Genomic DNA, 22435 nt, shown 5'->3' on the forward strand with positions numbered 1-22435 from the left:
ATGCACAGACTCAAATACATCTTCCCATTACAACCGTATTATAATACTTCCTATCCGACAGTCTTTTATCATTTTTTAAAATACCTTCTACTTCAAAACCTAATTTTTTATAAAGTTGAATGGCTTTTTGGTTTGTCTCTAATACTTGTAATGATATCTTTTTAATCTCATTTTCATCAGCCCAATGAATAGATTGTTGCAATAGACTCTTACCCATTCCATATCCCCAAAACTCTTTTAAAATACAAACGCCAAATTCTACTTTATGAGATAATCTCTTCAGATTTGACCCTTCACATCTAGAAAACCCAACGATTCGGTTGTGCACTTCTGCAACTAAAAACAGATTCTTCGTCTCTACACTATCTGTTTTTATTATTTTTTGAAATCCTATTTTATCTATAAATCCCTCTCCAGCTTCTCTATCCATATTTTCAGTTTCTCCATCGATCTGAACTCTAATTTCCGATAACTGCTCCGCATCTGTTTCAAATGCAGAACGAATTGTATAAGTTAATCCATTTATATGAAACTCTTGTCCTTTTATAATCATTTCAAACTCCTTTTAAATGCAGTCTATTGACGCTATTACAATCTCTTTACCTTGTTTCTCAAATTCTTGAATCGTTTCTTTACTAGCCTCCGAATCTGTTATTATAAGGTCAATTTCAATCAGTGACTCTCCTTTTATAAAGCAGTCTATTCCAAGTTTATTATGAGGAGCTAAACAAATATTTCTTCTTGCAATTGTACTTACTTTTTTTCCTAAATATGAAACTTCCGGTGTTTCATTACTTATACCATTCAATGAAATACCACCACCTGTAGAAAAATAAAGATCAATAGAAAATCTACTTATCAATTCAGAGGCAAGTGTATCTGTCATGTTTCCTGATGGGTTCACCTTTCCACCAATTAAGTACGTATCAACATTCTTATACTCCCGTAACTTACTAGCAATTTCTATAGAATTCGTAATAACTGTAAATGGTGTTTCAGGTAAATATTTTAACATGGCATAATGAATAGAAGCCCCACCAATAAAAACGGAATCTCCTTCTTGTATATAGCCTGCAGCAACTTTAGCGATCGATTCTTCGCCTCTTGAGTTATCACTGCTACGTTTAGATGGTTCGGCAACTAAGTTTCTCACTCGCGTAAGTTCCATTGCACCTCCGTGCGTTCTTTTTAATAAACCATCCTTCTCCATAATAGACAAATCTCTTCTTATAGAATCGATGGACATATCGAAACTTTCCGCAAGCTCCTTTGCGATTACCCTCCCATCTTTATTAAGTAACTCTAAAATTTTCTCTCTACGCTCTTCAGTAAACATGTTTCCACCACCGTTATTGAAGATTCAGAAATTTAATCTTTATTTTAATTATAGGCACGTTTTTATCTGTTCACAATACATATGAAGATTCTTTTGCTTCCTGTGCTTATTACACGTTTCACATTCGTGAATTATCCAAATAAATTACAAAAAAATAGAACTTAAGAATAAATCTTAAAAGTTCTATTTTTAATCACAGTCCGTTTTTAATTTTCGAAATTCATCTTACTCATTATGAATTCTTTTATAACATATTATCCAGATCACTCCATAGTTACATGTTTCGCTTGTTTAATTTAATTGATAAATAATTTTTTATAGCGGATGAACTATAGTTTCTAACTAATATTTTACCTAACCTAATAGAAGGTTTTTCAATACAATAATATGATAAGGTCGCTAATATCATTGCACATACGAAACTTAGTATTAATATAAAAAGATAACTCATTTTATATTGTAGCCAGTGACAAAAAGTTAATAATGTAACACAGTGATATAAATACAAGCTATATGAAATTTTACTAATAAAGTTTATAGGGTTCATTAAAAGAATATTTTTAATACGCTTACTCCCTATAGAAATAACGATCATTATAGAAGATCCAAACATAGTTAAAAAATCCGTTATGATAACATTGTGCATGAATTGAAAGCTATATCACCACCATCTAGCGGTGTATAATAACACTGCACAAATCATAATTATTAGTTTTATTCCGACTGATCTTTCAGAAAAAAATTGTAAACATACATATTTCTATTTAAGCATGTACAGCATGCCCTACCGCTTGCAATAGCGCTTCATGAATCGCTTCAGATAAAGTTGGGTGTGCCGCAATATAATCTCTCATAATATCAGCGGTAACTTCTGTATGAATCATTACAGTTCCTTGTCCGATTAGTTCGGTTGCACGAGGACCGATAATAGAAATCCCTATAATTTCTTGATATTTAGGTTCCACAATGACTTTTACTTTACCCGTTTGTTCTCCAATAATAAGTGCTTTTCCGTTCGCTGTAAAAGGAAATTCTCCAATAAGTATATCACCATATTGCTCTCTTGCTCCTTTTTCTGTTAAACCGACGCTTGCAATTTCTGGAGCCGTATAAATACAGCGAGGTACAGCATGATAGTTTATTTTCACATCTTCTCCGCTTGCGTGCAATGCTGCTGTCGTTCCTTCATGGAAGGCAACGTGAGCAAGCTGGATTCCACCAATCACATCACCTGCTGCGTAAATATGTGATACATTTGTTTGCATATGTTCATTCACAGAAATTCCTTTATTTGAAAATTGAATTCCTGCTTTTTCTAAATCTAATTGTTGTACACGTGGCTTGCGGCCGACAGAAACGAGAACAAATTCCGGATTGGCTTCTTGGATATTTCCTTCATATTCAAATGAGGCTTGCTTTTTATAATTATTTAATCCTTTTAAAGCTGCTCCTGTAAATATTTCTACGCCATCTTTTTCTAGTTTCTCTCTTAAAATATGTGCGATATCTTCATCTTCACCAGGTAATAATTGCGGTGCCATTTCAACAATCGTAACTTTTGTTCCAAGACGACTATAAATACTTGCAAACTCGCAACCTATTACACCACCGCCAACGATTAATAATGAGTTTGGTATTTTTTCTAGAGACATCGCATGGCTACTATTTAAAATCCACTTCCCATCAAATGGAGCAAAAGGTAATGCGGTCGGTTCTGAACCTGCTGCTATAATGAACTGTTCTCCATCTACTACATCTTCTTTATCACCCTGTGTAACCCGTACACGGTGATCCGTTTCGAATTTCGCTTTCCCCTTTATTACTTTAATTTTGTTTTTCTTCATTAAATATTGAATTCCTTGGACGAGCTGCATAACAATTTGTGATTTTCTCGTCTGTATTTGATTCCAATCAATTGAAATACTTCCTTCGTTAAGCGTAACTCCATAATGATTCGCTTTTCTCACAATATCATGCACTTCTGCACTTTCTAACAATGATTTCGTAGGCATGCAACCAACATTTAAACAAGTCCCGCCAAGATTAGCTTCATCAATAAGAGTGACATCTTTTCCATTTTGAGCTGCGATAATTGCCGCTACATAGCCAGCAGGTCCGCCTCCAATAACAACTAATTTATTCATTCTCTCACCTTCTCTTTATAAAAGAATTGTTACAGGTTCTTCTAAATAATCTTTAATTGTACGTAAAAATGCAGCTGCTGGTGCACCATCTAATACACGATGATCGAATGTTAAACTTAAAGGTAACATACTTCCTTTTCTTAATTTTTTCCCTTTATATACAGGAACATGTTCAATAGCACCTACACCTAAAATACCAGTTTCAGGTGTGTTTAATACTGGCGTAAAATATTCAATACCGAAGCTACCTAAATTACTAATTGTAAAGGTTGTCCCTCGCATATCATCACTATTTAAACTGCCTGTTCGTGCCTTTTGTGCCGCATTCTTAATTTGTTTAGATAACTCTACTAAAGATAGATTATTAGCAAAGCGAATAGCCGGAACGACTAATCCTTTTTCTAATGCGACTGCCATGCCTAAATGAACATGTTCAAATTGATGAATTGCATCATCTATATAAGCGCTGTTCATTTCTTTATGTTCCCCAAGTGCTAATACAACAGCACGAGAAACAAAATCTGTAATTGTTAATTTATTGTCATATCGTTTTTGTACAGTATCAGCCATATTTTTATGTAAATCTACTAAGTCGGTAACATCTACTTTTATCGTTAATGTTAATTGCGCACTATTTTGTAAACTTGCATGCATACGGTTTGCGATTGCTTTCCGCATACTGGTAACAGAAATTACTTTACTGTTTTCTTTTTCTTGTTCAAGTACTTCTGGAACGTTCACTCTTATTTCAAGCGCTTTTAATACATCCGCCTTGGTAATTCTTCCACCAGGACCTGTACCAACTAATGCCTTGATATCAAGATTTTCAGTTATTGCAATTTTTTTCGCTACCGGAGATATTTTGATTCTTTGCTTCGCCACTTCTTTCGCGTAGGGTTCTGGATGTTGTACATTTTGTACTTCTATATTAGATGTTTTTACTTCTACAACATGTGTACTTTCATGAACGTCTACTCTTTCATTCGGTTTACCGATGTAGCAAATAACAGTTCCAGGTGGAACCCCTTCATCTTCACTTACAGCTATATCAAGAACAGTTCCATCAGCTGGTGCTTCTATTTCAGTTTCGATTTTTTCCGAGTTAATACTAGCAATTAGTTCACCTTTTGCTACATGATCGCCTGCTTTAATATTCCAATTCGAAATAATACCTTCTTTCATCGCCATACCTAATTTTGGCATTACAACTTCTACAGCCATAGTTTTCTCTCCCTTCTCATCGTTTCATTACACATGTAATAACGATTGGTCTCCAATCATTTCTGATACAGTTTCAATTACTTTCTCCGGCGTTGGTAAATATAACTTCTCAAGTGGTGGCGAGAACGGAACTGGAGTATGTGGTGCTGTAATTCGTTTAATAGGTGCATCTAGCAAATCGAATCCTTTATCCGCCACAATTGCCGCAATATCTGTTGCGATACTACATCTTGGATTTGCTTCATCAATAACAATAAGGCGATTTGTTTTTTCAACAGATGCTAAAATCGTATCTTCATCAAGCGGTGATAAAGAACGTGGATCGATTACTTCTACTTCAAGCCCTTTTTTTGATAATTGTTCAGCCGCTGCAAGTGCTGTATGAACCTGTTTTCCAATTGCAACAATCGTTACATCAGAACCTTCACGTTTAATATCTGCTTTTCCTAAAGGAATTGTATAATACCCTTCTGGCACTTCACCTTTCATATTGTATAGTGTTTTATCTTCAAAGAAGATTACTGGGTCGTCATCTTCAATTGCTGCTAATAATAAGCCTTTTGCGTCATATGGAGTAGAAGGAACGACAACTTTTATACCCGGAATGCTCGTAAATAATGCGTATAAACTTTGTGAATGCTGAGCTGCTGCGCTAAAACCAGCGCCATGCATTGTACGTACTGTAACTGGTACTTTCGCTTTACCACCAAACATATAGCGGAACTTTGCACCTTGGTTTAATACTTGATCAAGACAACTTCCGATAAAATCATTAAACATTAATTCAGCTATCGGGCGTAAACCTGTTGCAGCAGCTGCCATCGCCGCTCCCATATAACCTGCTTCTGAAATTGGTGTATCTAATATACGATTCCGGCCAAATTCTTGTACAAGTCCTTTTGTAACACCGAGTACACCGCCCCATGCTTCATCATCTTGCAAGTGATCAACTTGTGCACCACCTGCAACATCTTCTCCGATTAAAATTACATTTTCATCACGTCGCATTGATATTTTCATCGCTTCATTTATTGCAGTTGACATACTTACTGTTCTAGTCATTATTTTTCACCCTCCTCTTATTTGTAAGAAACGTATACATCTTTTAATAATTCTTCATCCTCTGGATAGGGACTAATTTCACTAAATTCAATCGATCTTTTCACTGCTTCATCTACTGCCTTTTCCATATTTACAAGTTCAGATTCAGTTAATAAAGCTTCATGAATTAAATGCTTACGGAAATTCACAATCGCATCTTTTTCATTTAAATGTTCCTCTTTTTCTTCTGAAGTTTTATATGTTTGCGCTTCGCCTTCAAAATGACCGTAGTTACGATATGTCATGCATTCAATAATTGTTGGCCCACCGCCATTACGCGCACGTTCTATCGCTTCTTCCACGGCTTTATATACTGCAAGTAGATCTTTCCCATCCACCTGAACACCTGGAATATTGTAAGCTTTCGCTCGATCTGCAATGGAATCACAACTTGAAGCATATTCGAATGTCGTTGCTTCACCGTAACCGTTATTTTCAGCAATAAAAATAACTGGTAACTTCCAAATCGCCGCTAAATTAACTCCTTCATGAAATGTTCCTTCATTATTTGCTCCGTCACCGAAGAAACAAACACTTACATCTTTCGTTCCTTTATATTTAGCTGTTAATGCTGAACCACAAGCAAGTGGGAAGCCACCGCCTACAATTCCATTCGCACCAAGCATTCCTTTATCTAAATCGGCAATATGCATGGAGCCGCCTTTTCCTTTACATAATCCTGTCGCTTTCCCGAAAAGTTCAGCCATCATACCGTTTAAATCACAGCCTTTTGCGATACAATGTCCATGTCCTCTATGCGTACTTGTAATACTGTCGCTATCTGTTAGGTGGGCACATACACCAACTGCTACCGCTTCCTCACCTGCGTATAAATGAACGAAACCTGGCAGAACGCCTTGCGCGAATAATTCATGTACCTTATCTTCAAACTTACGAATCTCTAACATTTTTTCATACATCCAACGAGCTTGTTCTTTCGTAATTTCATTCCCTTTACTTTCAGTTGTTTTTAACATATCCAGCCCTCCTATTTTCTTGTTCATCTTTTATATTGCAAGTACCGTGCCAATTTCTAATCCTTAATTTAATAGCTTTTCTCTTTCTTTTAAAAATAAAAAAGTGGACAAAATGAGACATCTGTCTCGTTTTGTCCACTTTTGTTCACCTAATTTGAGAATTATTATCTTATTCATTATCAAAACTCTTCTGTAACTTCCGGATGTAAATAATTTGACCGATATGATATGCATTATGGGTCGTGACATTCGCTAGCACTTCCCACCACTTTGCAGAAACAGGAAATCCCGTTACATCACTTTCAACCTTTTCTTCATTTATGAGATCTTGCCATTGCAACAATTTCTCTAAAAGTTTTTCTCTTAATTCTTCAAATGTTTGATTATTTGATAACATAAAACTTTTGTTATTATCTCCAATAGCAGGTACGGCATTAACATTTGATTCTTTGTACCTAGTTTGCCACGTTGAATTCCAGTACAGTAAATGTTGTACAATTTCTGCTATACTATTACTCTCTTCATTCGGTTTCCAAAAAGCTTCTCTCTCTGGTAAATCCTTAACTGCATCTGAAAATGGAATATACCAACTGGGATCATTCGCATTCGCTAATAACTGATCAGCTAATACATCTTTCACATGGGCCATTTTTCTTCCTCCATTTCATCAACTTTTATACAATACTCTCTACTCTATATACGGTGATTCTGCACAATTCCCTTCTTTAAAACCATTCCATACATATGCAAATTAAGAATAGCTAAGTACTTGAACCATACATCAGTTCCTGCAATTAAAAATAAAATGAATATATATGGAAACAATATGTAAGATTAATAGATTTTCTGCTTACAACTCGTTATGATAAAAGAAAAAGAAAGCGAGCGACCAATGAATAAAAAAATCGCGGTTATTACAGGGGCTTCAAGTGGATTCGGACTATTAACGACACTTGAACTTGCGAAAAAAGACTATATAGTTATAGCTACAATGCGAAATGTTGAGAAAAAAGTAGACTTACTATCTCAAGCTACTAAACTCAACTTACAACAAAATATAACAGTTCAACAATTAGATGTAACCGATCAAAATTCTATACATCACTTTCAATTATTTTTAAAAGAAATCAATAGAGTAGACTTTCTCATTAATAATGCAGGATATGCAAATGGAGGATTTGTAGAACAAATCCCAGTGGAGGAATACCGTAAACAGTTTGAAACGAATTTTTTTGGCGCAATATCAATCACTCAACTTGTCTTACCATATATGAGAGAACAAAGAAGTGGAAAAATCATTAACATAAGTAGCATTAGTGGCCAAGTCGGATTCCCTGGTTTATCTCCTTACGTATCTTCAAAATACGCATTAGAAGGATGGAGTGAATCCCTTCGTTTAGAAGTACAACCTTTCGGAATAGATGTTGCTTTAGTCGAACCTGGTTCTTATAACACGAATATTTGGGAAGTTGGTAAACAACTAGCTACAAACCAATCTGATACTACTTCTCCTTACAAAGAATATATGGATAAAATACAAAAACATATTAATAGTGGCAGTGATACATTTGGTAATCCGATAGATGTTGCTAATAAAATCGTAGAAATCGCTGAATCTCAGCGTACGAATTTACGTTATCCAATCGGAAAAGGTGTCAAATTTATGGTTTTTGCGAAGAAGATTCTTCCTTGGAGATTGTGGGAATACCTTGTTTTGAGAAGCTTTAAGAAAATGTAATAGACTTTTTAAACCATTTTGAAAGAGGTGCTAATTAAATGTTAGGTTTACCGTACGGGAAAGTATTTTTAGTTCCGTGGACTGAAGAATGGGCAATTGAGTTTATAAAAGAGAAACAATTCATTGAAGAACAAATTGGTGAACATATTGTAACGATACACCATATTGGTAGTACGTCTATCCCACATTTAAGTGCAAAGCCAATTATTGATATTGCAATCGAATTAAAAGATTATACGGACGGTTTAAAATGTATTAAGGAGTTAGAACTACTAAATTATAAATACAGAAAAGATGTACTGCCTGAAAGATACTATTTTAATAAAGGCGAGCCAAGAACTCATCAAATTCATATGTATGAACAAGGGAATAAATATTTAATAGAACAATTACAATTCAGAGATTACTTAATAAATAATAAAATTTCTCGTATACAGTATGAGCAGTTAAAGATTCAACTCTCACAAGCTAATCCTAATGATAAACATCAATATGCAGAGGATAAAACAAATTTCGTTAAATCTATTTTAGCTAAAATAAATGCTTAAATAAGAAACCATTTAGCAGTAGATGGTTTCTTATTTATTAGTTATTTCATTATTTGTGCCAGCAATAATAATATCTGCAAATTCATGTGGCATATGACTTTCTACTAAACAATTTAAAATTCCATCACATTATTAATGTACTTTCAATAATTATTTTGTCATACAGCAGTCGGAACGAAGTAAAACATCATCGAAATCATAAGGATAAATGAAGATAATCCGAATAACGAAATAACGTACTCTTTCGATTCTCTATCATACTTCCACTCCATGTATGCTCTTAAAATCCAGGAAACCCCTAAATAAGTAAAAATGACATACGCAATATTAGCGCTTTCGAATTTGAATATATAAATGAAACTAGTTATTAAATAAACAAAAATTAGTCCTATTTCTAATTTTTTATGTAAGCTATTTACATGTTTATTATATCCCCATAAGCCTTTCTTTGGCATATTCAATTTTCTTCTTAAAAATTGTTCTAAAAAATAGCCAACTATACAAAAAACAAAGATTATAATTCAAAACGTATAGGTTCTCATTTCCATTCCTCCTATTACTCCATTGAATTATTTAAAATAAAGTGGACTATATTACGGTTATGATTTTCTAAGTAATTTACAATCCCTTCAGGATATGTTGGTTTCTCCTTTAATTCATCTAAACTTTTCCAAGTTAATATAATATCCTTATGTTCTTTATGCCTTATTGGATTCATAACTACTTCTCTAGCAGCTCCCCAATGCATCAATGTACAATGATGACCTTTTTCGTTATTCCACGTAAAAATATGCTCATTTACAATAGCTAATTGTTGAACAAAAACTTCTAAATCATACTCTTCCAACAATTCTCGCATAATAGCTTCTTGGGCCGTTTCACCAAATTCAATTGATCCACCAGGAAAACGATAAAATGATTCGTTCTCATCACATTGTACTAGTATTTTTGTGTGTTCTTCGTTTACAATCATTACTTCTGCCCGTAAACACGGTCTAATCATTTGTGCCTCCTTTACCTTTTCTCTGGCTGATCACTCGGATACGTAGCATGTATTTTATTTTTTACGTCCCAACTAATAATTGTCGCACTATCGCGTCCGAATTGATGATGAACGTGCTCTAATACATGATGAACACTTTCTTCAAGTTTTATATTATTTCTATTCATATCATTATACAGATTTAATGGCGTTTCATAACGACGCTCCCCGCACTCTAATACCCCATCTGTTACCATTACAATTCGATTGTTACCAGTACGCAATTCACGAACTCCTGACGAATAGCACGGAACGGGTAAATCAAATGTGTTAACATTACCAATCCACTCATAAAAATGGCGTTGATTCAAAGTATATTGTCCTAATTTATGTAACTCTTCATGAAATACATAAACTAAACAATCGCCAATAGATAGCCACCATATGTAATTTTCTTTTCTTATACATATTAAGCAAGCTGTTTCACCTTTTACTCTTTTGCACTTTTCTTTAAATGATTGTGATTGAAAAATTGTAAGTATATGATTTTCAACAGATCGAAAAACTGTTTCAATTGGTTCTTTCATAATCGTGTTGATATTTTCATATTCTTTTTCAATTGTGTCTACTACTAGCTCAACACTTTCTGCGCTATTATGTCCGTCTAAAATAGCTGTAAATTCCCAATCACCATTAGATAGAATGAAAGCACCATCTTCATTCTTTTTTGCTCCAGCACTTATATTTCCTCCATATTTGCCAAGTACAATATCCCCATATTGCTTAACTGAGATTTCACCTAGACACATTTCCTTACTTCCAACCCATGAATATTGTTTATTATTTGTTGTATGCATACTCATTTACCATATACTTTCGTATTCTTTCACATAGTTTTTGTATTTGCTCCGATCCTCCATGAGGTGCACCTGTCCATCCCGCTATTTCAGTTGGTGACCAAAACTCTTTTGGTGTATTTGCATAACGCGGTATGATGTGCATATGCATATGTGGTACACCATTTCCTGAAACAAAAGTGTAAATATGTTCCGCACTTTCACTTTCTTTTAGCGCTTTACTTACTCTACTTGTTATTAGTCCGAACGCTTTCGCTTCTTCATCTGTTAGTTCAGCAAGGCCAGGTACATGTCTTTTTATATCTATCATTATATAACCCAGGTATGTTTCTTCTCTATCCCAATGGACATGTCCAACGTATATAAGATCATCTTCATAAATAGTACCACCTGGAACTATAATATTTCCTTTATGTTTTTCACAAATAAAGCAGTTTTGTTCTACTTGATTGTTTATTGACATATCCATCACCATCCTTTTTATATATAATATCATAAAAAAAGGAAAAATAGGTTTTTTATTCCGAAAATTCTATCTTTTAAATTGTTATTTTCTATTAATATTTATAAGATACGATTTAATCTATTTTCACTATGAAAATTTGCAACTTATTATTTTCGCAATACCGTAATTCCCACTCCAACTGCAATTCCAATCACAATTCCGATTACTAAATTATTTGTAAAGTACCCTTGAAATACACCGATTACAACCCCTATACCGATACCTATTGTCATTGCATCAGTTCTTTTTTTATTATTGGCCACAATAGCATCTCCTCTCATAATTTCTCCCCATATAATACCCATTTACATGAACGTTGCTGTTTCCTAATATATTCTCTATTCCACTTAATAAATTCCAAAAAATGTACTTTATTACTTTTCCATTTCCTCTACATAATCCTCTTCGTTTGAAAGAATTTTCAAGTCACCATTACATATACATAGGCATTTACTATAGGAAAGATCAGTAATTTATTGAAGGAGGAACGATTCAAATGCATCCTCATTGGCATCCAAATTTAAATCAACAATATACTTACTCCCCGCATCCAGTAAGAAATACACTGCACCATGATTCTCAATATATGATGCAGCGCATCGCAAGTCTTGAAAGCCAATTAGCGAAATTAATCTCATTAATCGAAGAAAATAATCAATTAATAAAATCAATGGAGCAACAGCAAAACCAAGTTTGTGCACCGGCTGGCGGTTCTGTTATTGTTCGTATGTAATCTTTTCGAACAAAAAAACACACTTTGTATACTAAAGTGTGTTTTTTTGTTCATCTTCTTTTTTGATGAAATCCTTGTGTAATACGGTCCAATATAATCGCAATCACGACGATAGCTAGTCCCGCTTCAAATCCCATTCCGATATTAACTTGTGTTACAGAGCGGTATACGTCAACTCCAAGACCTGGTGCTCCTACAAGAGATGCTGTTACGACCATTGATAATGAGAGCATAATGCTTTGATTTACACCTGCCATAATTGTTCCCGTTGCAAGTGGTAATTGTACTTTAAATAATTTTTGTGATGCGGTTGAGCCAAATGCATTCGCTGCTTCAATTAAATCTTCTGGAACTTGTCTAATTCCTAAGTCAGTAAAACGAATTGTCGGCGGCATTGCAAAAATAACTGATGCAATAATACCAGGAACAACACCTACTCCAAAAAATGTAATCGCAGGAATAAGATATACGAAAGCCGGCATTGTTTGCATAAAATCTAATGTCGGTTTTAAAAATTTTGAGAAGCGTTCATTTTGAGAAGCTAAAATTCCGATTGGGATTCCTACAATGATTGAAATAATAACAGATGTAAGTACGAGTGCTAATGTTTGCATCGTTTGTGCCCAGTAGTTGATATTTAAAATAAATAATAACCCGATAAGTGTAAAAATAACTAAAGATACTTTTCTCGTTGTGTACCAAATGAGGAAACAAAGGATAATAATCATCAATATCGCTGGTATTATTGTTAAAAAATTAGTGAGTAAATCAACGAATCCACCGATGATATAAGAGAATCCTCGGAATAAGCCTTCAAAGTGCTCATATAAACTTGCAACAAATGAGTCGACCCATTCCCCTAATGGAATACGCGGTATACTATTCATCGTCTTTCACCTCTTCCTCAATGTTTCCTGCAAGAGCTTGAATGACACTTTCACGTTTAATAATTCCTCTTAGCCTTTTCTTCTCATCGATTACTGGTAACGGATATTTCATCTCCGCCATTTTTGCATACGTCTCTTCCAGTAAAGTATCTAAATACACATGTGGAATATCATTAAGTAATAAATCAGCAATTGGCCACTGTTTTTGTACTGCTTTACTCGCATCATCCGCAGTTAATATACCTAAAAATTCATACTTTTTGTTTACAACATATACAGTTGAAACACCAGCATTCCTCATAATTTGAAGGGCTACACGAGGTCCACGATCAATTAATAAAGTTTCTGGTCGTTTTAAAATAGACTCAGCCGTAATTACTTTTCCTAAATTCACGTCCGCAACAAACTTTTCTACAAACTCATTAGCGGGGCTCATCATAATTTCTTCCGGCGTTCCAATTTGGACAATTTCTCCATCTTTCATTAATGCGATACGATCTCCAATTCGAAGCGCTTCATCTAAATCATGCGTAATAAATATAATCGTTTTCTCCATTTTATCTTGTAACTCTAACAATTCATCTTGCATTTCTTTTCGAATCAGTGGATCTAATGCACTGAATGACTCGTCCATTAGTAATACATCTGGATTATTTGTTAGTGCCCTTGCGATTCCAACGCGCTGCTGCATACCACCACTAAGTTGACTTGGATAATTATCTTTATGATGATCGAGTCCTACTAACTGTAGCGATTCTAACGCTTTTTTCTCTCGCTCTTCAACCGGAACTCCTTGTATTTCTAAACCATATGCAACATTTTGTATAACCGTACGATGCGGAAATAGAGCGAACTTTTGAAACACCATACTCATTTTCGTTCTTCTTACTCTCCGCAACTCTTCTTTTCCCATCGTAGCGATGTCTTCACCATCTATGTAAATATGACCTGCTGTCGGTTTGATTAATTGATTTAACATACGAACTAACGTAGATTTCCCGCTGCCTGACAATCCCATAATAACGAAAATTTCTCCTGAGTACACTTCAAACGTTGCCTTTTTCACACCAACGTTCATTCCTGTCTCTTTCAAAATTTCTGATTTACTTTTTCCTTCTTTTAATAAGGAAAGGGCTCTTTGCGGATGTTTCCCGAATACTTTTGTTACGTTTTCAACACGCACCTTTGTATTATCCATGTCACTACTCCTTTTCTACCCATCTATTCACATAGTGTTGCGATTTTACAAAGAAATATTACATAAAAATGACATTCATAAGATTTCTTTAAAATTCTCGTTTCCGTTCATAATAAGAATGCTTACTTATACATTTATTTAACAAGGCAAACGTTTCTTAGGAGGTTTTCAATGAGAAAGAAAATATGGCTGATCTGCCTTGCATTATTTATTACTATGATTTTCACCTCATGTAATGCAACAAATGCAAATTCGAAAGGAAAAATTAAACTTGGTGTAACAAGTTGGAAAGAAAACATCGCAACAGCAAACATGTGGAAAGTTCTATTAGAACAAAAAGGCTATAAGGTTGAGCTGATGTATTTAGAAAAAGCGGCAATTTGGACTGGTGTCGCTCGCGGTGATGTTGATGCTAATTTAGAAGTATGGCTACCCGTTACGGATAAACCGCTAAACGATCGTTATAAAGATGATATTGTCTTAAAATCAAAATGGTATGAAGGTACTGGACTTGGCCTTGTCGTACCTTCTTATATGAAAAACATAAACAGTATCGAGGATTTAAATGCTCATAAAGATGAACTAGATAACAAAATCGTCGGTATAGAACCCGGTAGTAGTCTTATGAATTTAACGAATAAAGCAATGAAGGAATATGATATAAAACTAAAACTTGTCCAATCTTCTGAAGCCGCGATGATGAGTGAACTAAAGAAAGCATATACGAAAAAGAAACCAATCGCTGTTACGCTTTGGAATCCGCATTGGGGCTTTTCAGAATTTGATTTAAAATATTTAAAAGACCCTAAGAAAGTATATGGTGAAAAAGATGACATTTATTACTCATTACGAAAAGGTTTTGAAGCGGATCATCCAGAAGTTGTGAAATACTTTGATAAATGGAAAATGAATGATGAACAGCTTGGTACGTTAATGGTCATGTTAAATAAAACGAAAGATCCAGAAGAAGCTGCGCGGGAGTGGATTAAAAAGAATCAATCGTTAGTTGATGAATGGATGAAAGATTAAAAAGCAGGCTAGAGAATATCCATTACTCTCTAGCCTGCTTCATGTTATTTTTTCGCAACAACATCATCTACAATCCCATATTCCTTTGCTTCTTCTGCGGTCATAAAATAATCTCTTTCTGTATCATGGGCTACTCGTTCAAGTGATTGCCCTGTTTTTTCTGCAATCATTTTATTAATATCATGCTTTAACTTTAATATTCTTTTTGCAGTTATTTCAATTTCCGTTGCCTGCCCTTTTGCACCACCGAGCGGCTGATGAATCATAATTTCACTATTAGGTAATGCAAAACGTTTTCCTTTTGCACCTGATAATAATAACAATGCACCAAATGACGCCGCAAATCCCATACAAAGTGTTTGCACATCCGGTTTAATTAGATTCATCGTATCTAATATCGCAAAACCTGCTGTCGTTGAACCGCCAGGACTATTAATATACAGGAATATGTCTTTCTCCGCATCTTCTGCTTCTAAAAATAATAATTGAGCCACTACACTACTCGCTACTTGATCGTTAATTTCTGAACCGATCATTATAATGCGGTCTTTTAATAACCTTGAATATATATCATAGGAACGTTCTCCTAATTTCGTTTGTTCTACGACGTATGGAATTGTATTCATTTTTAATCCCTCCAATAATTGTTATGCTGCGCAAAGCATACAACTGTAGGAAGAAGGCTTTTTCGCATTAAATAATAAGACTGGCTGTTTAGATGGTAACTTAGTAAAATCTATTGTCGGAAGAAGTTTTGTTAATAATTCCGGGCTTTCTTCACGAATAGACGTTACAACAATATCAATATCATCTGTGAATTCGACTATCTCAATTCCTTCTTCACTTACAGTTTTTAGCCTATTTCTACTCCGAAATAAAGAAGCTTTCACTGCACCTTCCGATACAGCACATACTTTAGCAATATCAGCGATACTATATTGAAACACATCTTTTAATAATAAAATTGCGGATTGCTGTACATTTAATGATGCTAATACTTTCCCTACCATTTCATGTAGATCTGCAATTTTCTCATGTGGTTCTTCAAAAGTAATTTGTTCCTTTATTTTTTTATGAACTGATTTTAACTTCATCTGGTCTAACCAACGATTTCTAGCTATTTTATATAGAAGTGTCATACAAATATCTTTATTACCGTATTTTTGGAGAACTTTACAAACTGTTTCTTGGGCGAGATCTTCTCCGTCCCATTTGTTTTTCGTTAAAAATGTGCAGTACCTTTTTAGCTCTGCATAGTTCTCGATTAAAAAGCTTTTATTTGAATGATTCATATCGATATGATTCTTTAAAATCTCAGTTACTTTTGTGCACAAAATAACCACTCCTTTTCAGCGCTTACTTTATAAACGATACAACAAATAAAAAAGTTACGGGGTATATAAAAAATTTATGTTTATGTTCAATAATTCGCGGTCATAAATATGTTATGTACAATTTTACGTGAGGAGGAACAATTTTGCCAAAATTAACAATTGAAGGTACGGGAACTTTTGATGTAAAAGAAGGAACAAAGTTAGTATTAGCAATTGAAGATAGCGGTGTCAACATTCTCCATCGTTGTGGTGGGAATGCACGTTGCACAACTTGTAGAGTAGAAATAATAGCAGGTGACTTCTGTGAAGTGAGTACGAATGAAAAAAATGCGATGACGGAAAAAGGGATTGAAGATCATTTACGACTATCTTGTCAAATGCGCGTACATAAAGATATAGTTGTTCGCCCGGTGCTTACAGTCGAAAATTCCGGTCTTGATGCTGGGCCACGTCCGGTGGAGTAATATGATGAATTTAAAACAGCTTGCAGGTGAATACGCAGCTAACTTTGTACAAGATGGAATGAAAGTTGGGCTTGGTACAGGCTCAACTGTATATTGGATGATACAAAAGTTAGGACAACGTGTACAAGAAGGGTTATCCATTCAAGCTGTACCTACATCTAAGGAAACAGAAGCATTAGCACAACAACTAAACATTCCACTGATTTCGTTAAATGACATACAAACGCTTGATTTGACAATCGATGGAGCTGACGAAATTGATTCGAATTTACAGCTAATAAAAGGTGGCGGTGGTGCTTTACTTCGCGAAAAAATTGTTGCCGCCTCCTCCACAGAACTAATTATAATTGCTGATGAATCAAAAGTTGTTACACATTTAGGTACTTTCCCATTGCCTGTTGAAATTATACCTTTTTCATGGAAACAAACTGAAAATAAAATTCAATCTTTAGGGTGTCAAACAACGTTACGTTTAAAAAATAACGATATATTTATAACGGATAACAATAACATGATTATCGATTGTGTGTTCCCTAATCATATATCTAATCCAGCTACTTTACACGAAAAATTAAAAATGATTACTGGTGTAGTGGAAACAGGTTTATTTATAAATATGACGAATAAAGCAATTATCGGAACTAACAATGGGATAAAAGAATTATCATGAAAGCTGACTTTTTAAAGTCGGCTTTTTAATATGTTCTATTTCTCTTAATAGCATCTTATTATGATATACTATGAAAACATACGCACATCATACTAGAAAGGGCTGAACATTTTGCGATCCAAACTCATAACAGAACTTACAGATTTAGAAATTGCCTTTCATATTCGAAAAGAAGTATTTGTAAAAGAACAAGGTGTCCCTCTTGAAGATGAATTCGATACATTTGATGCAATCGGTGAGTCGTGCAAACATATTTTAGTTTATTATAACGAACTTCCTGTAGGTACAGGACGTATACGATTTGTTGATGGCATAGGAAAATTAGAGCGCATTTGCATTTTAAAAGACTATCGTAAATACGGACTAGGTAAAGTAATTATTCAAGCATTAGAAGAGATTGCTCGAAACAAAGATGCAACAAAAGTGAAATTACATGGGCAAACACAAGCGGAAGGATTTTATAAAAAATTAGGCTATCAAACTTCTTCTGATGTATTTATGGAAGATGGTATTCCGCACATCCTTATGACGAAAATATTATAATAATAGGAAGGGTACTAAATGATTACGCATTATAGATACATATAGTACCCTTCCTTTATTATTCTAAATATCCAGTAGCATCTAATGCCTGTAAATATTTTTGGAACAAAGGATTATCTAAGTTACATTCTTCTTTTTCTACTCCCATGAGGACAGTGAGTTTATAATACAATTTCTCCGAATGTCCTAATAGGTTGAAATAATTCATATATGTCCCGTCCATACTTGCTATAAATATAATGATTAACTTACCTTCTTGGATTTGTTGATTGAAGAAATCTTGCTCATCATACTGTGTGTTTTGCTCAGATTGATTGAATTGAATCGTTTCAGCAAAATTACTTTTTTCCTCATTGCTAAACAAATTAGATAAAATATCTTGCTGATCAATCTTGTAACATTTTATTATCTCAGCAAAATTTGTATATGGATCATGCATCATAGAGCCAATTTTATCTTTGTCGATTTCGGTAGCCTTATACTCTTCCTTCAAAATCCGATCAATTTCAATTATTGAAAATTCATTTGGGATGCTACGCATTTTATACTTTTCGTATAGTTTATTTAGCATTCATTACTCCTTCTTAACAGATTAATCTACTTACGTTTCTGTTAAATCCAAATTTAATCACGATCTGTAAATGTTAAAATATCATCAACTGCTTGTTTATACCCACCTGATTTTCGGAAAGACTCCTTCATATTCAATGCAGCTTCCTTAAATGATGAATTATGTAACACATGCTCTACACTTTCACATATTTGTCCTTCAGTTAATTCTTTCATTTGCAATGTAACTCCTGCCCCGATATTCTCCACTTGCTTCGCAATTACTGGCTGATCGGCACTTTGCGGGATTACAATGAGTGGAACCCCATTATAGAGTCCTTCATGCGTACTGTTCATACCGCCGTGTGTAATAAATAGTTTCGTATATGTGAGCAGTTCAGTTTGAGGTACATAATTTTTCACAATAAAGTTTTTAGGGATATCGCCTAAATCACTTATTTTCGTGTTACTACCAATAGACATAACAATTGTATGCTCACTATTCTCAAACGCCTTAATACAAAGTTTATAAAAATCAATCGCTTCATTAAAAACAGTACCTAATGAAATATAAATTGGGCTCTTCATTTCAATTGAATTAAAATCAAAGTCTTCATTTTTCGCTTGTTCAGAGATAGATGGTCCCACAAATTTAAATGTGTCATCAAATGTATCTCCAAAAGGTTGGAACTCCTTAATTGTATATACAATAGTGAGTGGTGCTGGATTACAAAAAACTTCATACGGTGATGCTATTTCTACACCATATCTTTCTGTAATTCCTTTTGATAAATTTTGAAAATCATTCTGTATTCTTTCATGAACTTCCGCTGGGATATTTTTCGAAAGATAGTCTAATATTTGTTCAAATGATTTTTCATCCTGCGCAAAAGATGTACAGGAATTAATTGCTGGTAGTTTAAGAATTTGAGCAATTAAACGACCGCACCCAAACATAGAATCGTGAATGATGTAATCAAAATCTTCTCCTTCAATTTGCTCTAAAATACTAGGGATTACAACATCTGCTGTATGTAGAAGCCCGTTTATTCTTTCATGTAAATAATTTCTACCACCAGACAGAAACGCCTTTAAAAATTTTTGATTATCAATTGTTCGGACTGTAGCTCCTGTCTTCTCAATACGCTCCCTGAAAGCTTCTATTGAAAAATAAACGACTTCTTCACCACGGGAAATCAGTTCTTCCACAACTTGTAAAGTTGGATTTATATGTCCTTCTGATCCGGCGTTAATGAATAAAACTCTAGCCATTATAAACACTCCTTAAGTTAAATCATTTCTATATCGTTAAGAGTACAGATACTCTTTTCTTTATTATTTTCCTACTTAATTGACCTAGCAAGCCTAAACCCAAGATCATCTATATGAAATGTAGGATGGCTACGACGGCGACAAGTAGCACCGCAACCTCTAGCTGCTTCAGCCCAACTACCGCCTCGAAAAATCCGGTACGATCCGTACACTTTTTCATCGTACAAATCATAGCACCATTCCCAAACGTTTCCTAACATATCATATAGTCCCCATGCATTCGGTTCTTTTTGGCCGACATCATGAATTTGTCCATTTGAATTTCCATTATACCATGCTATTTCCTGCAGTTCCCCGTATGTATATCCCGCTGTACCTGCTTTACATGCATATTGCCACTCTGCCTCAGATGGTAATCGGTAGCCGTTAGATCCCAAATTACAACTCACCTTTTGACCACCATTACTAATAGAATAATACTCTGTTAATCCCACTTTTTTAGAAAGCAAATTACAAAATACAATTGCATCATTCCATGAAATATTTACAACTGGCTTATTACTATCTTTATAACCATTTGATGTACTATTCGTAATAGCATAATATAATTCCGCTGTTACTACATACTTGGATAGAAGAAATGGTTGAATTTGAACTTGCCATTCTTTTTTTATACGATCATCTCTCAATACTACCTCTCCTGCTGGAATATTAACCATTACTGAATCCATCCTATGAATTAAATCGTTAGTCATTTTCTATTCCTCCAAACATTAATTTTTTATAGATTAATAATGATGTACTCATTACAAAATACAATTAGTAGTAACTATTAAATTTATCATAATAAAAAACGATTAGTTTTATTAAACTAATCGGTAATACCCACAAGGATTTGTTTCGTTACAGCCTATTATTATATTTGCTTTAAAAACTCTCGAACCTCATTTGGAGATTTTAAAACAATAACCTTTTTCTCTTTGGACAATTGCTCTAATCCTTTTAAAACTGTAGGCCGCTTCGTCTTCGAATAATTCCATATCCATTTGAAAAATGGTAAATCAAATCTTTCTTCACATCCCGCGCCCATATCTGGTCTTGTTTTATTTCGATATTGCATCACCCTTTTAAAGGCGCGATAAACACAAATTGTTCTGTGAATATCAAGAAAGATAATAGTGTCAGCTGCCTTAAGTCTTATATCCATCGTCCCGCCGTAATTCCCATCAATAATCCACTTCTCATCTTTAATTAAGTTGTTTTGAACTGTTATTTGTTCATCTCTCGGAACACCTTCCCAATTCGGTTTCCAAAATAGTGCATCAAGATGATGTACCTTAATATTTAGTTTATTTCCTAACTGCTTTGCCAATGTAGATTTTCCTGAACCACCGGAACCAATTAATATTATTTTGTTCATACCTTTACAATGTCTCCTATTGCTTCTTCAATATCCTCTTTATTGGCAAAAATCCAAAAGAACATCTCTTCATTTAGCTTTAATAAGTCTGGTAATTGGACAAAATAAGTAACAAAGATTACTTGAATTGAAAGCATAACATTCCAAATGGCTTTTATTTCTTCTTGCGTTAAATTATTTTGTTTATAATATCCTTCAAACACTTTACTGACGATATGTAACCATTTCCCTCTCAATGTTTCATCACTATATAGCTCACTTAAAATGCTTGTACAACAATAGCATATATCAAATACTCTTACATTGTTTTCTAAAAGCTCAAAATCTATAAATCCTTGAAATTGATTACTTTTAAAGATTACATTCGATAAGTGCATATCGCGATGAATGATTTGTTTCGGCAATGAGTAGATCGTTTCTTTAAAAGTTGTATGTACTTGATCCATTTTTGAAATTATATCCCGATGAACATGCTTATTCTTTTCTAAAATCGGTATAGCCCACTCGTATACAACTTTATACAAATCTCTTTTTATTAGATCATTAGCACTATTCACTGAATATAGCGCTTTATGTAAATTAGCTATTTCCTCTCCAACCGTACTTGCTAGATCTGTCAGCTTATTCTTATTTTTTATTTCTAAAACACTTCCGGCAATATACTCATATAAGCAATAATATTTCTCTTTATATAAAACATACTTTTCATCATTTTCCATTTTAACTACTCTTTGTACCTTAATTCCTTTTTCATACATTTGCTCTAATATGTTCATTTCAACTAGAAGCTGCTTTATCGATCCCTTTTCCTTTAATATATACACTTTATTATTACACGTAAGTTTCGTGACTTTCGATTGAATGACTGTAGCTATCACTTGTTCATTTTGAAACCAAAACTTTGCAATTTCCAATGCATTCTCCATA

28 protein-coding genes and 1 pseudogene are annotated in these 22435 nt (G+C 34.1%); 7 read left to right on the forward strand and 22 right to left on the reverse strand.

What is annotated here, in order from left to right:
• Positions 1-10: 10 nt before the first annotated feature.
• The 7 genes from DN410_RS02200 to DN410_RS02230 all read right to left on the reverse strand — a co-directional run bounded on the left by DN410_RS02200 (position 11) and on the right by DN410_RS02230 (position 7428).
• Positions 11-553, reverse strand: a complete 543-nt coding sequence (locus DN410_RS02200) for a GNAT family N-acetyltransferase (protein WP_149175139.1) — start codon at positions 551-553, stop codon at positions 11-13.
• A gap of 12 nt (positions 554-565) precedes the next feature.
• On the reverse strand, positions 566-1336 hold the full coding sequence (locus tag DN410_RS02205; RefSeq protein WP_149175140.1) for a DeoR/GlpR family DNA-binding transcription regulator: 771 nt from the start codon (positions 1334-1336) through the stop codon (positions 566-568).
• A gap of 764 nt (positions 1337-2100) precedes the next feature.
• Positions 2101-3480 carry a dihydrolipoyl dehydrogenase gene (gene lpdA, locus DN410_RS02210; protein ID WP_149175141.1) on the reverse strand — a complete coding sequence of 460 codons (1380 nt, stop codon included), beginning with the start codon at positions 3478-3480 and terminating at the stop codon, positions 2101-2103.
• 15 nt (positions 3481-3495) lie between these two features.
• A complete protein-coding gene (locus tag DN410_RS02215) occupies positions 3496-4701 on the reverse strand; it encodes a dihydrolipoamide acetyltransferase family protein (protein ID WP_149175142.1) in 1206 nt (401 codons plus the stop codon).
• Positions 4702-4728: 27 nt separating this feature from the next.
• Complete coding sequence (acoB, locus tag DN410_RS02220; RefSeq protein ID WP_000198893.1) at positions 4729-5763, reverse strand: acetoin:2,6-dichlorophenolindophenol oxidoreductase subunit beta; 1035 nt, start codon at positions 5761-5763, stop codon at positions 4729-4731.
• A 17-nt stretch (positions 5764-5780) separates the two neighbouring features.
• On the reverse strand, positions 5781-6779 hold the full coding sequence (gene acoA, locus DN410_RS02225; RefSeq protein WP_149175143.1) for an acetoin:2,6-dichlorophenolindophenol oxidoreductase subunit alpha: 999 nt from the start codon (positions 6777-6779) through the stop codon (positions 5781-5783).
• A 169-nt stretch (positions 6780-6948) separates the two neighbouring features.
• The gene (locus DN410_RS02230; RefSeq protein WP_149175144.1) at positions 6949-7428 is read right to left on the reverse strand and encodes a DinB family protein; all 480 of its coding nucleotides are present in this window, start codon (positions 7426-7428) and stop codon (positions 6949-6951) included.
• A gap of 243 nt (positions 7429-7671) precedes the next feature.
• Between DN410_RS02230 and DN410_RS02235 the strand changes: the two genes are divergently transcribed.
• Both DN410_RS02235 and DN410_RS02240 read left to right on the forward strand, forming a co-directional pair.
• Positions 7672-8517, forward strand: coding sequence for an oxidoreductase (locus DN410_RS02235; protein ID WP_218947453.1), 846 nt, complete (start codon positions 7672-7674; stop codon positions 8515-8517).
• A gap of 38 nt (positions 8518-8555) precedes the next feature.
• A complete protein-coding gene (locus DN410_RS02240; RefSeq protein ID WP_149175146.1) occupies positions 8556-9065 on the forward strand; it encodes a GrpB family protein in 510 nt (169 codons plus the stop codon).
• A 30-nt stretch (positions 9066-9095) separates the two neighbouring features.
• Here the strand turns inward: DN410_RS02240 and DN410_RS28705 are convergent.
• The 6 genes and pseudogenes from DN410_RS28705 to DN410_RS02270 all read right to left on the reverse strand — a co-directional run.
• Positions 9096-9170, reverse strand: a pseudogene (locus DN410_RS28705) (uridine kinase); the annotation flags it as partial.
• A gap of 53 nt (positions 9171-9223) precedes the next feature.
• A complete protein-coding gene (locus DN410_RS02250) occupies positions 9224-9586 on the reverse strand; it encodes a DUF4181 domain-containing protein (protein WP_255446638.1) in 363 nt (120 codons plus the stop codon).
• A gap of 35 nt (positions 9587-9621) precedes the next feature.
• On the reverse strand, positions 9622-10068 hold the full coding sequence (locus tag DN410_RS02255; protein WP_149175147.1) for an NUDIX domain-containing protein: 447 nt from the start codon (positions 10066-10068) through the stop codon (positions 9622-9624).
• An 11-nt stretch (positions 10069-10079) separates the two neighbouring features.
• On the reverse strand, positions 10080-10904 hold the full coding sequence (locus DN410_RS02260; protein ID WP_149175148.1) for a PP2C family serine/threonine-protein phosphatase: 825 nt from the start codon (positions 10902-10904) through the stop codon (positions 10080-10082).
• Positions 10888-11400: an HIT family protein gene (locus tag DN410_RS02265; RefSeq protein ID WP_149175149.1), complete on the reverse strand. Its 513-nt coding sequence runs from the start codon at positions 11398-11400 to the stop codon at positions 10888-10890. Before DN410_RS02265 ends, DN410_RS02260 begins: the two co-directional genes overlap by 17 nt.
• A gap of 116 nt (positions 11401-11516) precedes the next feature.
• The gene (locus DN410_RS02270) at positions 11517-11690 is read right to left on the reverse strand and encodes a glycine zipper domain-containing protein (protein ID WP_149175150.1); all 174 of its coding nucleotides are present in this window, start codon (positions 11688-11690) and stop codon (positions 11517-11519) included.
• Positions 11691-11905: 215 nt separating this feature from the next.
• Here DN410_RS02270 and DN410_RS02275 point away from each other — a divergent pair, with 215 nt between their 5' ends.
• Positions 11906-12142 (forward strand): hypothetical protein, encoded by a 237-nt coding sequence (locus DN410_RS02275; protein ID WP_149175151.1) that lies wholly within the window; start codon positions 11906-11908, stop codon positions 12140-12142.
• A gap of 50 nt (positions 12143-12192) precedes the next feature.
• Here DN410_RS02275 and DN410_RS02280 read toward each other — a convergent pair whose 3' ends face one another.
• Positions 12193-13029: an ABC transporter permease gene (locus DN410_RS02280; protein WP_001084762.1), complete on the reverse strand. Its 837-nt coding sequence runs from the start codon at positions 13027-13029 to the stop codon at positions 12193-12195.
• A complete protein-coding gene (locus DN410_RS02285) occupies positions 13022-14227 on the reverse strand; it encodes a quaternary amine ABC transporter ATP-binding protein (protein WP_000370606.1) in 1206 nt (401 codons plus the stop codon). The genes DN410_RS02280 and DN410_RS02285 overlap by 8 nt, the downstream gene beginning before the upstream one ends.
• A 171-nt stretch (positions 14228-14398) precedes the next feature.
• Between DN410_RS02285 and DN410_RS02290 the strand changes: the two genes are divergently transcribed.
• Positions 14399-15256: a glycine betaine ABC transporter substrate-binding protein gene (locus DN410_RS02290; protein ID WP_149175152.1), complete on the forward strand. Its 858-nt coding sequence runs from the start codon at positions 14399-14401 to the stop codon at positions 15254-15256.
• A gap of 44 nt (positions 15257-15300) precedes the next feature.
• Here the strand turns inward: DN410_RS02290 and clpP are convergent, their stop codons facing one another.
• Both clpP and DN410_RS02300 read right to left on the reverse strand, forming a co-directional pair.
• Positions 15301-15882, reverse strand: a complete 582-nt coding sequence (clpP, locus tag DN410_RS02295) for an ATP-dependent Clp endopeptidase proteolytic subunit ClpP (RefSeq protein WP_071711998.1) — start codon at positions 15880-15882, stop codon at positions 15301-15303.
• Positions 15883-15903: 21 nt separating this feature from the next.
• Complete coding sequence (locus DN410_RS02300; RefSeq protein ID WP_149175153.1) at positions 15904-16590, reverse strand: RNA polymerase subunit sigma-70; 687 nt, start codon at positions 16588-16590, stop codon at positions 15904-15906.
• A 143-nt stretch (positions 16591-16733) separates the two neighbouring features.
• Here DN410_RS02300 and DN410_RS02305 point away from each other — a divergent pair, with 143 nt between their 5' ends.
• From DN410_RS02305 to DN410_RS02315, 3 genes are all read left to right on the forward strand, one after another.
• Positions 16734-17054 carry a 2Fe-2S iron-sulfur cluster-binding protein gene (locus tag DN410_RS02305; protein ID WP_149175154.1) on the forward strand — a complete coding sequence of 107 codons (321 nt, stop codon included), beginning with the start codon at positions 16734-16736 and terminating at the stop codon, positions 17052-17054.
• Positions 17055-17058: 4 nt separating this feature from the next.
• Positions 17059-17724: a ribose 5-phosphate isomerase A gene (gene rpiA, locus DN410_RS02310; protein WP_149175227.1), complete on the forward strand. Its 666-nt coding sequence runs from the start codon at positions 17059-17061 to the stop codon at positions 17722-17724.
• Positions 17725-17835: 111 nt separating this feature from the next.
• Complete coding sequence (locus tag DN410_RS02315; RefSeq protein ID WP_149175155.1) at positions 17836-18267, forward strand: GNAT family N-acetyltransferase; 432 nt, start codon at positions 17836-17838, stop codon at positions 18265-18267.
• A 58-nt stretch (positions 18268-18325) separates the two neighbouring features.
• Here DN410_RS02315 and DN410_RS02320 read toward each other — a convergent pair whose 3' ends face one another.
• From DN410_RS02320 to DN410_RS02340, 5 genes are all read right to left on the reverse strand, one after another.
• The gene (locus DN410_RS02320) at positions 18326-18838 is read right to left on the reverse strand and encodes a hypothetical protein (protein WP_149175156.1); all 513 of its coding nucleotides are present in this window, start codon (positions 18836-18838) and stop codon (positions 18326-18328) included.
• Positions 18839-18891: 53 nt separating this feature from the next.
• On the reverse strand, positions 18892-20088 hold the full coding sequence (locus DN410_RS02325; RefSeq protein ID WP_149175157.1) for a macrolide family glycosyltransferase: 1197 nt from the start codon (positions 20086-20088) through the stop codon (positions 18892-18894).
• Between the two features lie 71 nt (positions 20089-20159).
• The gene (locus tag DN410_RS02330; RefSeq protein ID WP_149175158.1) at positions 20160-20843 is read right to left on the reverse strand and encodes a formylglycine-generating enzyme family protein; all 684 of its coding nucleotides are present in this window, start codon (positions 20841-20843) and stop codon (positions 20160-20162) included.
• A 161-nt stretch (positions 20844-21004) separates the two neighbouring features.
• Positions 21005-21508 carry a DNA topology modulation protein gene (locus tag DN410_RS02335; protein ID WP_149175159.1) on the reverse strand — a complete coding sequence of 168 codons (504 nt, stop codon included), beginning with the start codon at positions 21506-21508 and terminating at the stop codon, positions 21005-21007.
• A complete protein-coding gene (locus tag DN410_RS02340) occupies positions 21505-22434 on the reverse strand; it encodes a phosphotransferase enzyme family protein (RefSeq protein ID WP_149175160.1) in 930 nt (309 codons plus the stop codon). The genes DN410_RS02335 and DN410_RS02340 overlap by 4 nt, the downstream gene beginning before the upstream one ends.
• Position 22435 lies beyond the last annotated feature (1 nt).

This window comes from Bacillus sp. SH5-2 (assembly GCF_008368905.1).
In the GTDB taxonomy this organism is placed as follows: Bacteria; Bacillota; Bacilli; order Bacillales; family Bacillaceae_G; genus Bacillus_A; species Bacillus_A luti.

Bases quoted from the DNA above. Each gene is read 5' to 3' on its own strand.
- DN410_RS02325 (WP_149175157.1), bottom strand. From the start codon at position 20,088: ATGGCTAGAGTTTTATTCATTAACGCCGGATCAGAAGGACATATAAAT.
- DN410_RS02215 (WP_149175142.1), bottom strand. From the start codon at position 4,701: ATGGCTGTAGAAGTTGTAATGCCAAAATTAGGTATGGCGATGAAAGAA.
- DN410_RS02290 (WP_149175152.1), top strand. From the start codon at position 14,399: ATGAGAAAGAAAATATGGCTGATCTGCCTTGCATTATTTATTACTATG.
- DN410_RS02200 (WP_149175139.1), bottom strand. From the start codon at position 553: ATGATTATAAAAGGACAAGAGTTTCATATAAATGGATTAACTTATACA.
- DN410_RS02340 (WP_149175160.1), bottom strand. From the start codon at position 22,434: ATGGAGAATGCATTGGAAATTGCAAAGTTTTGGTTTCAAAATGAACAA.
- lpdA (WP_149175141.1), bottom strand. From the start codon at position 3,480: ATGAATAAATTAGTTGTTATTGGAGGCGGACCTGCTGGCTATGTAGCG.
- acoA (WP_149175143.1), bottom strand. From the start codon at position 6,779: ATGTTAAAAACAACTGAAAGTAAAGGGAATGAAATTACGAAAGAACAA.
- DN410_RS02275 (WP_149175151.1), top strand. From the start codon at position 11,906: ATGCATCCTCATTGGCATCCAAATTTAAATCAACAATATACTTACTCC.
- clpP (WP_071711998.1), bottom strand. From the start codon at position 15,882: ATGAATACAATTCCATACGTCGTAGAACAAACGAAATTAGGAGAACGT.
- DN410_RS02230 (WP_149175144.1), bottom strand. From the start codon at position 7,428: ATGGCCCATGTGAAAGATGTATTAGCTGATCAGTTATTAGCGAATGCG.
- DN410_RS02260 (WP_149175148.1), bottom strand. From the start codon at position 10,904: ATGCATACAACAAATAATAAACAATATTCATGGGTTGGAAGTAAGGAA.
- DN410_RS02335 (WP_149175159.1), bottom strand. From the start codon at position 21,508: ATGAACAAAATAATATTAATTGGTTCCGGTGGTTCAGGAAAATCTACA.
- DN410_RS02235 (WP_218947453.1), top strand. From the start codon at position 7,672: ATGAATAAAAAAATCGCGGTTATTACAGGGGCTTCAAGTGGATTCGGA.
- DN410_RS02205 (WP_149175140.1), bottom strand. From the start codon at position 1,336: ATGTTTACTGAAGAGCGTAGAGAGAAAATTTTAGAGTTACTTAATAAA.
- DN410_RS02280 (WP_001084762.1), bottom strand. From the start codon at position 13,029: ATGAATAGTATACCGCGTATTCCATTAGGGGAATGGGTCGACTCATTT.
- DN410_RS02320 (WP_149175156.1), bottom strand. From the start codon at position 18,838: ATGCTAAATAAACTATACGAAAAGTATAAAATGCGTAGCATCCCAAAT.
- DN410_RS02265 (WP_149175149.1), bottom strand. From the start codon at position 11,400: ATGATATTATATATAAAAAGGATGGTGATGGATATGTCAATAAACAAT.
- rpiA (WP_149175227.1), top strand. From the start codon at position 17,059: ATGAATTTAAAACAGCTTGCAGGTGAATACGCAGCTAACTTTGTACAA.
- DN410_RS02270 (WP_149175150.1), bottom strand. From the start codon at position 11,690: ATGAGAGGAGATGCTATTGTGGCCAATAATAAAAAAAGAACTGATGCA.
- DN410_RS02285 (WP_000370606.1), bottom strand. From the start codon at position 14,227: ATGGATAATACAAAGGTGCGTGTTGAAAACGTAACAAAAGTATTCGGG.
- DN410_RS02330 (WP_149175158.1), bottom strand. From the start codon at position 20,843: ATGACTAACGATTTAATTCATAGGATGGATTCAGTAATGGTTAATATT.
- DN410_RS02240 (WP_149175146.1), top strand. From the start codon at position 8,556: ATGTTAGGTTTACCGTACGGGAAAGTATTTTTAGTTCCGTGGACTGAA.
- DN410_RS02255 (WP_149175147.1), bottom strand. From the start codon at position 10,068: ATGATTAGACCGTGTTTACGGGCAGAAGTAATGATTGTAAACGAAGAA.
- acoB (WP_000198893.1), bottom strand. From the start codon at position 5,763: ATGACTAGAACAGTAAGTATGTCAACTGCAATAAATGAAGCGATGAAA.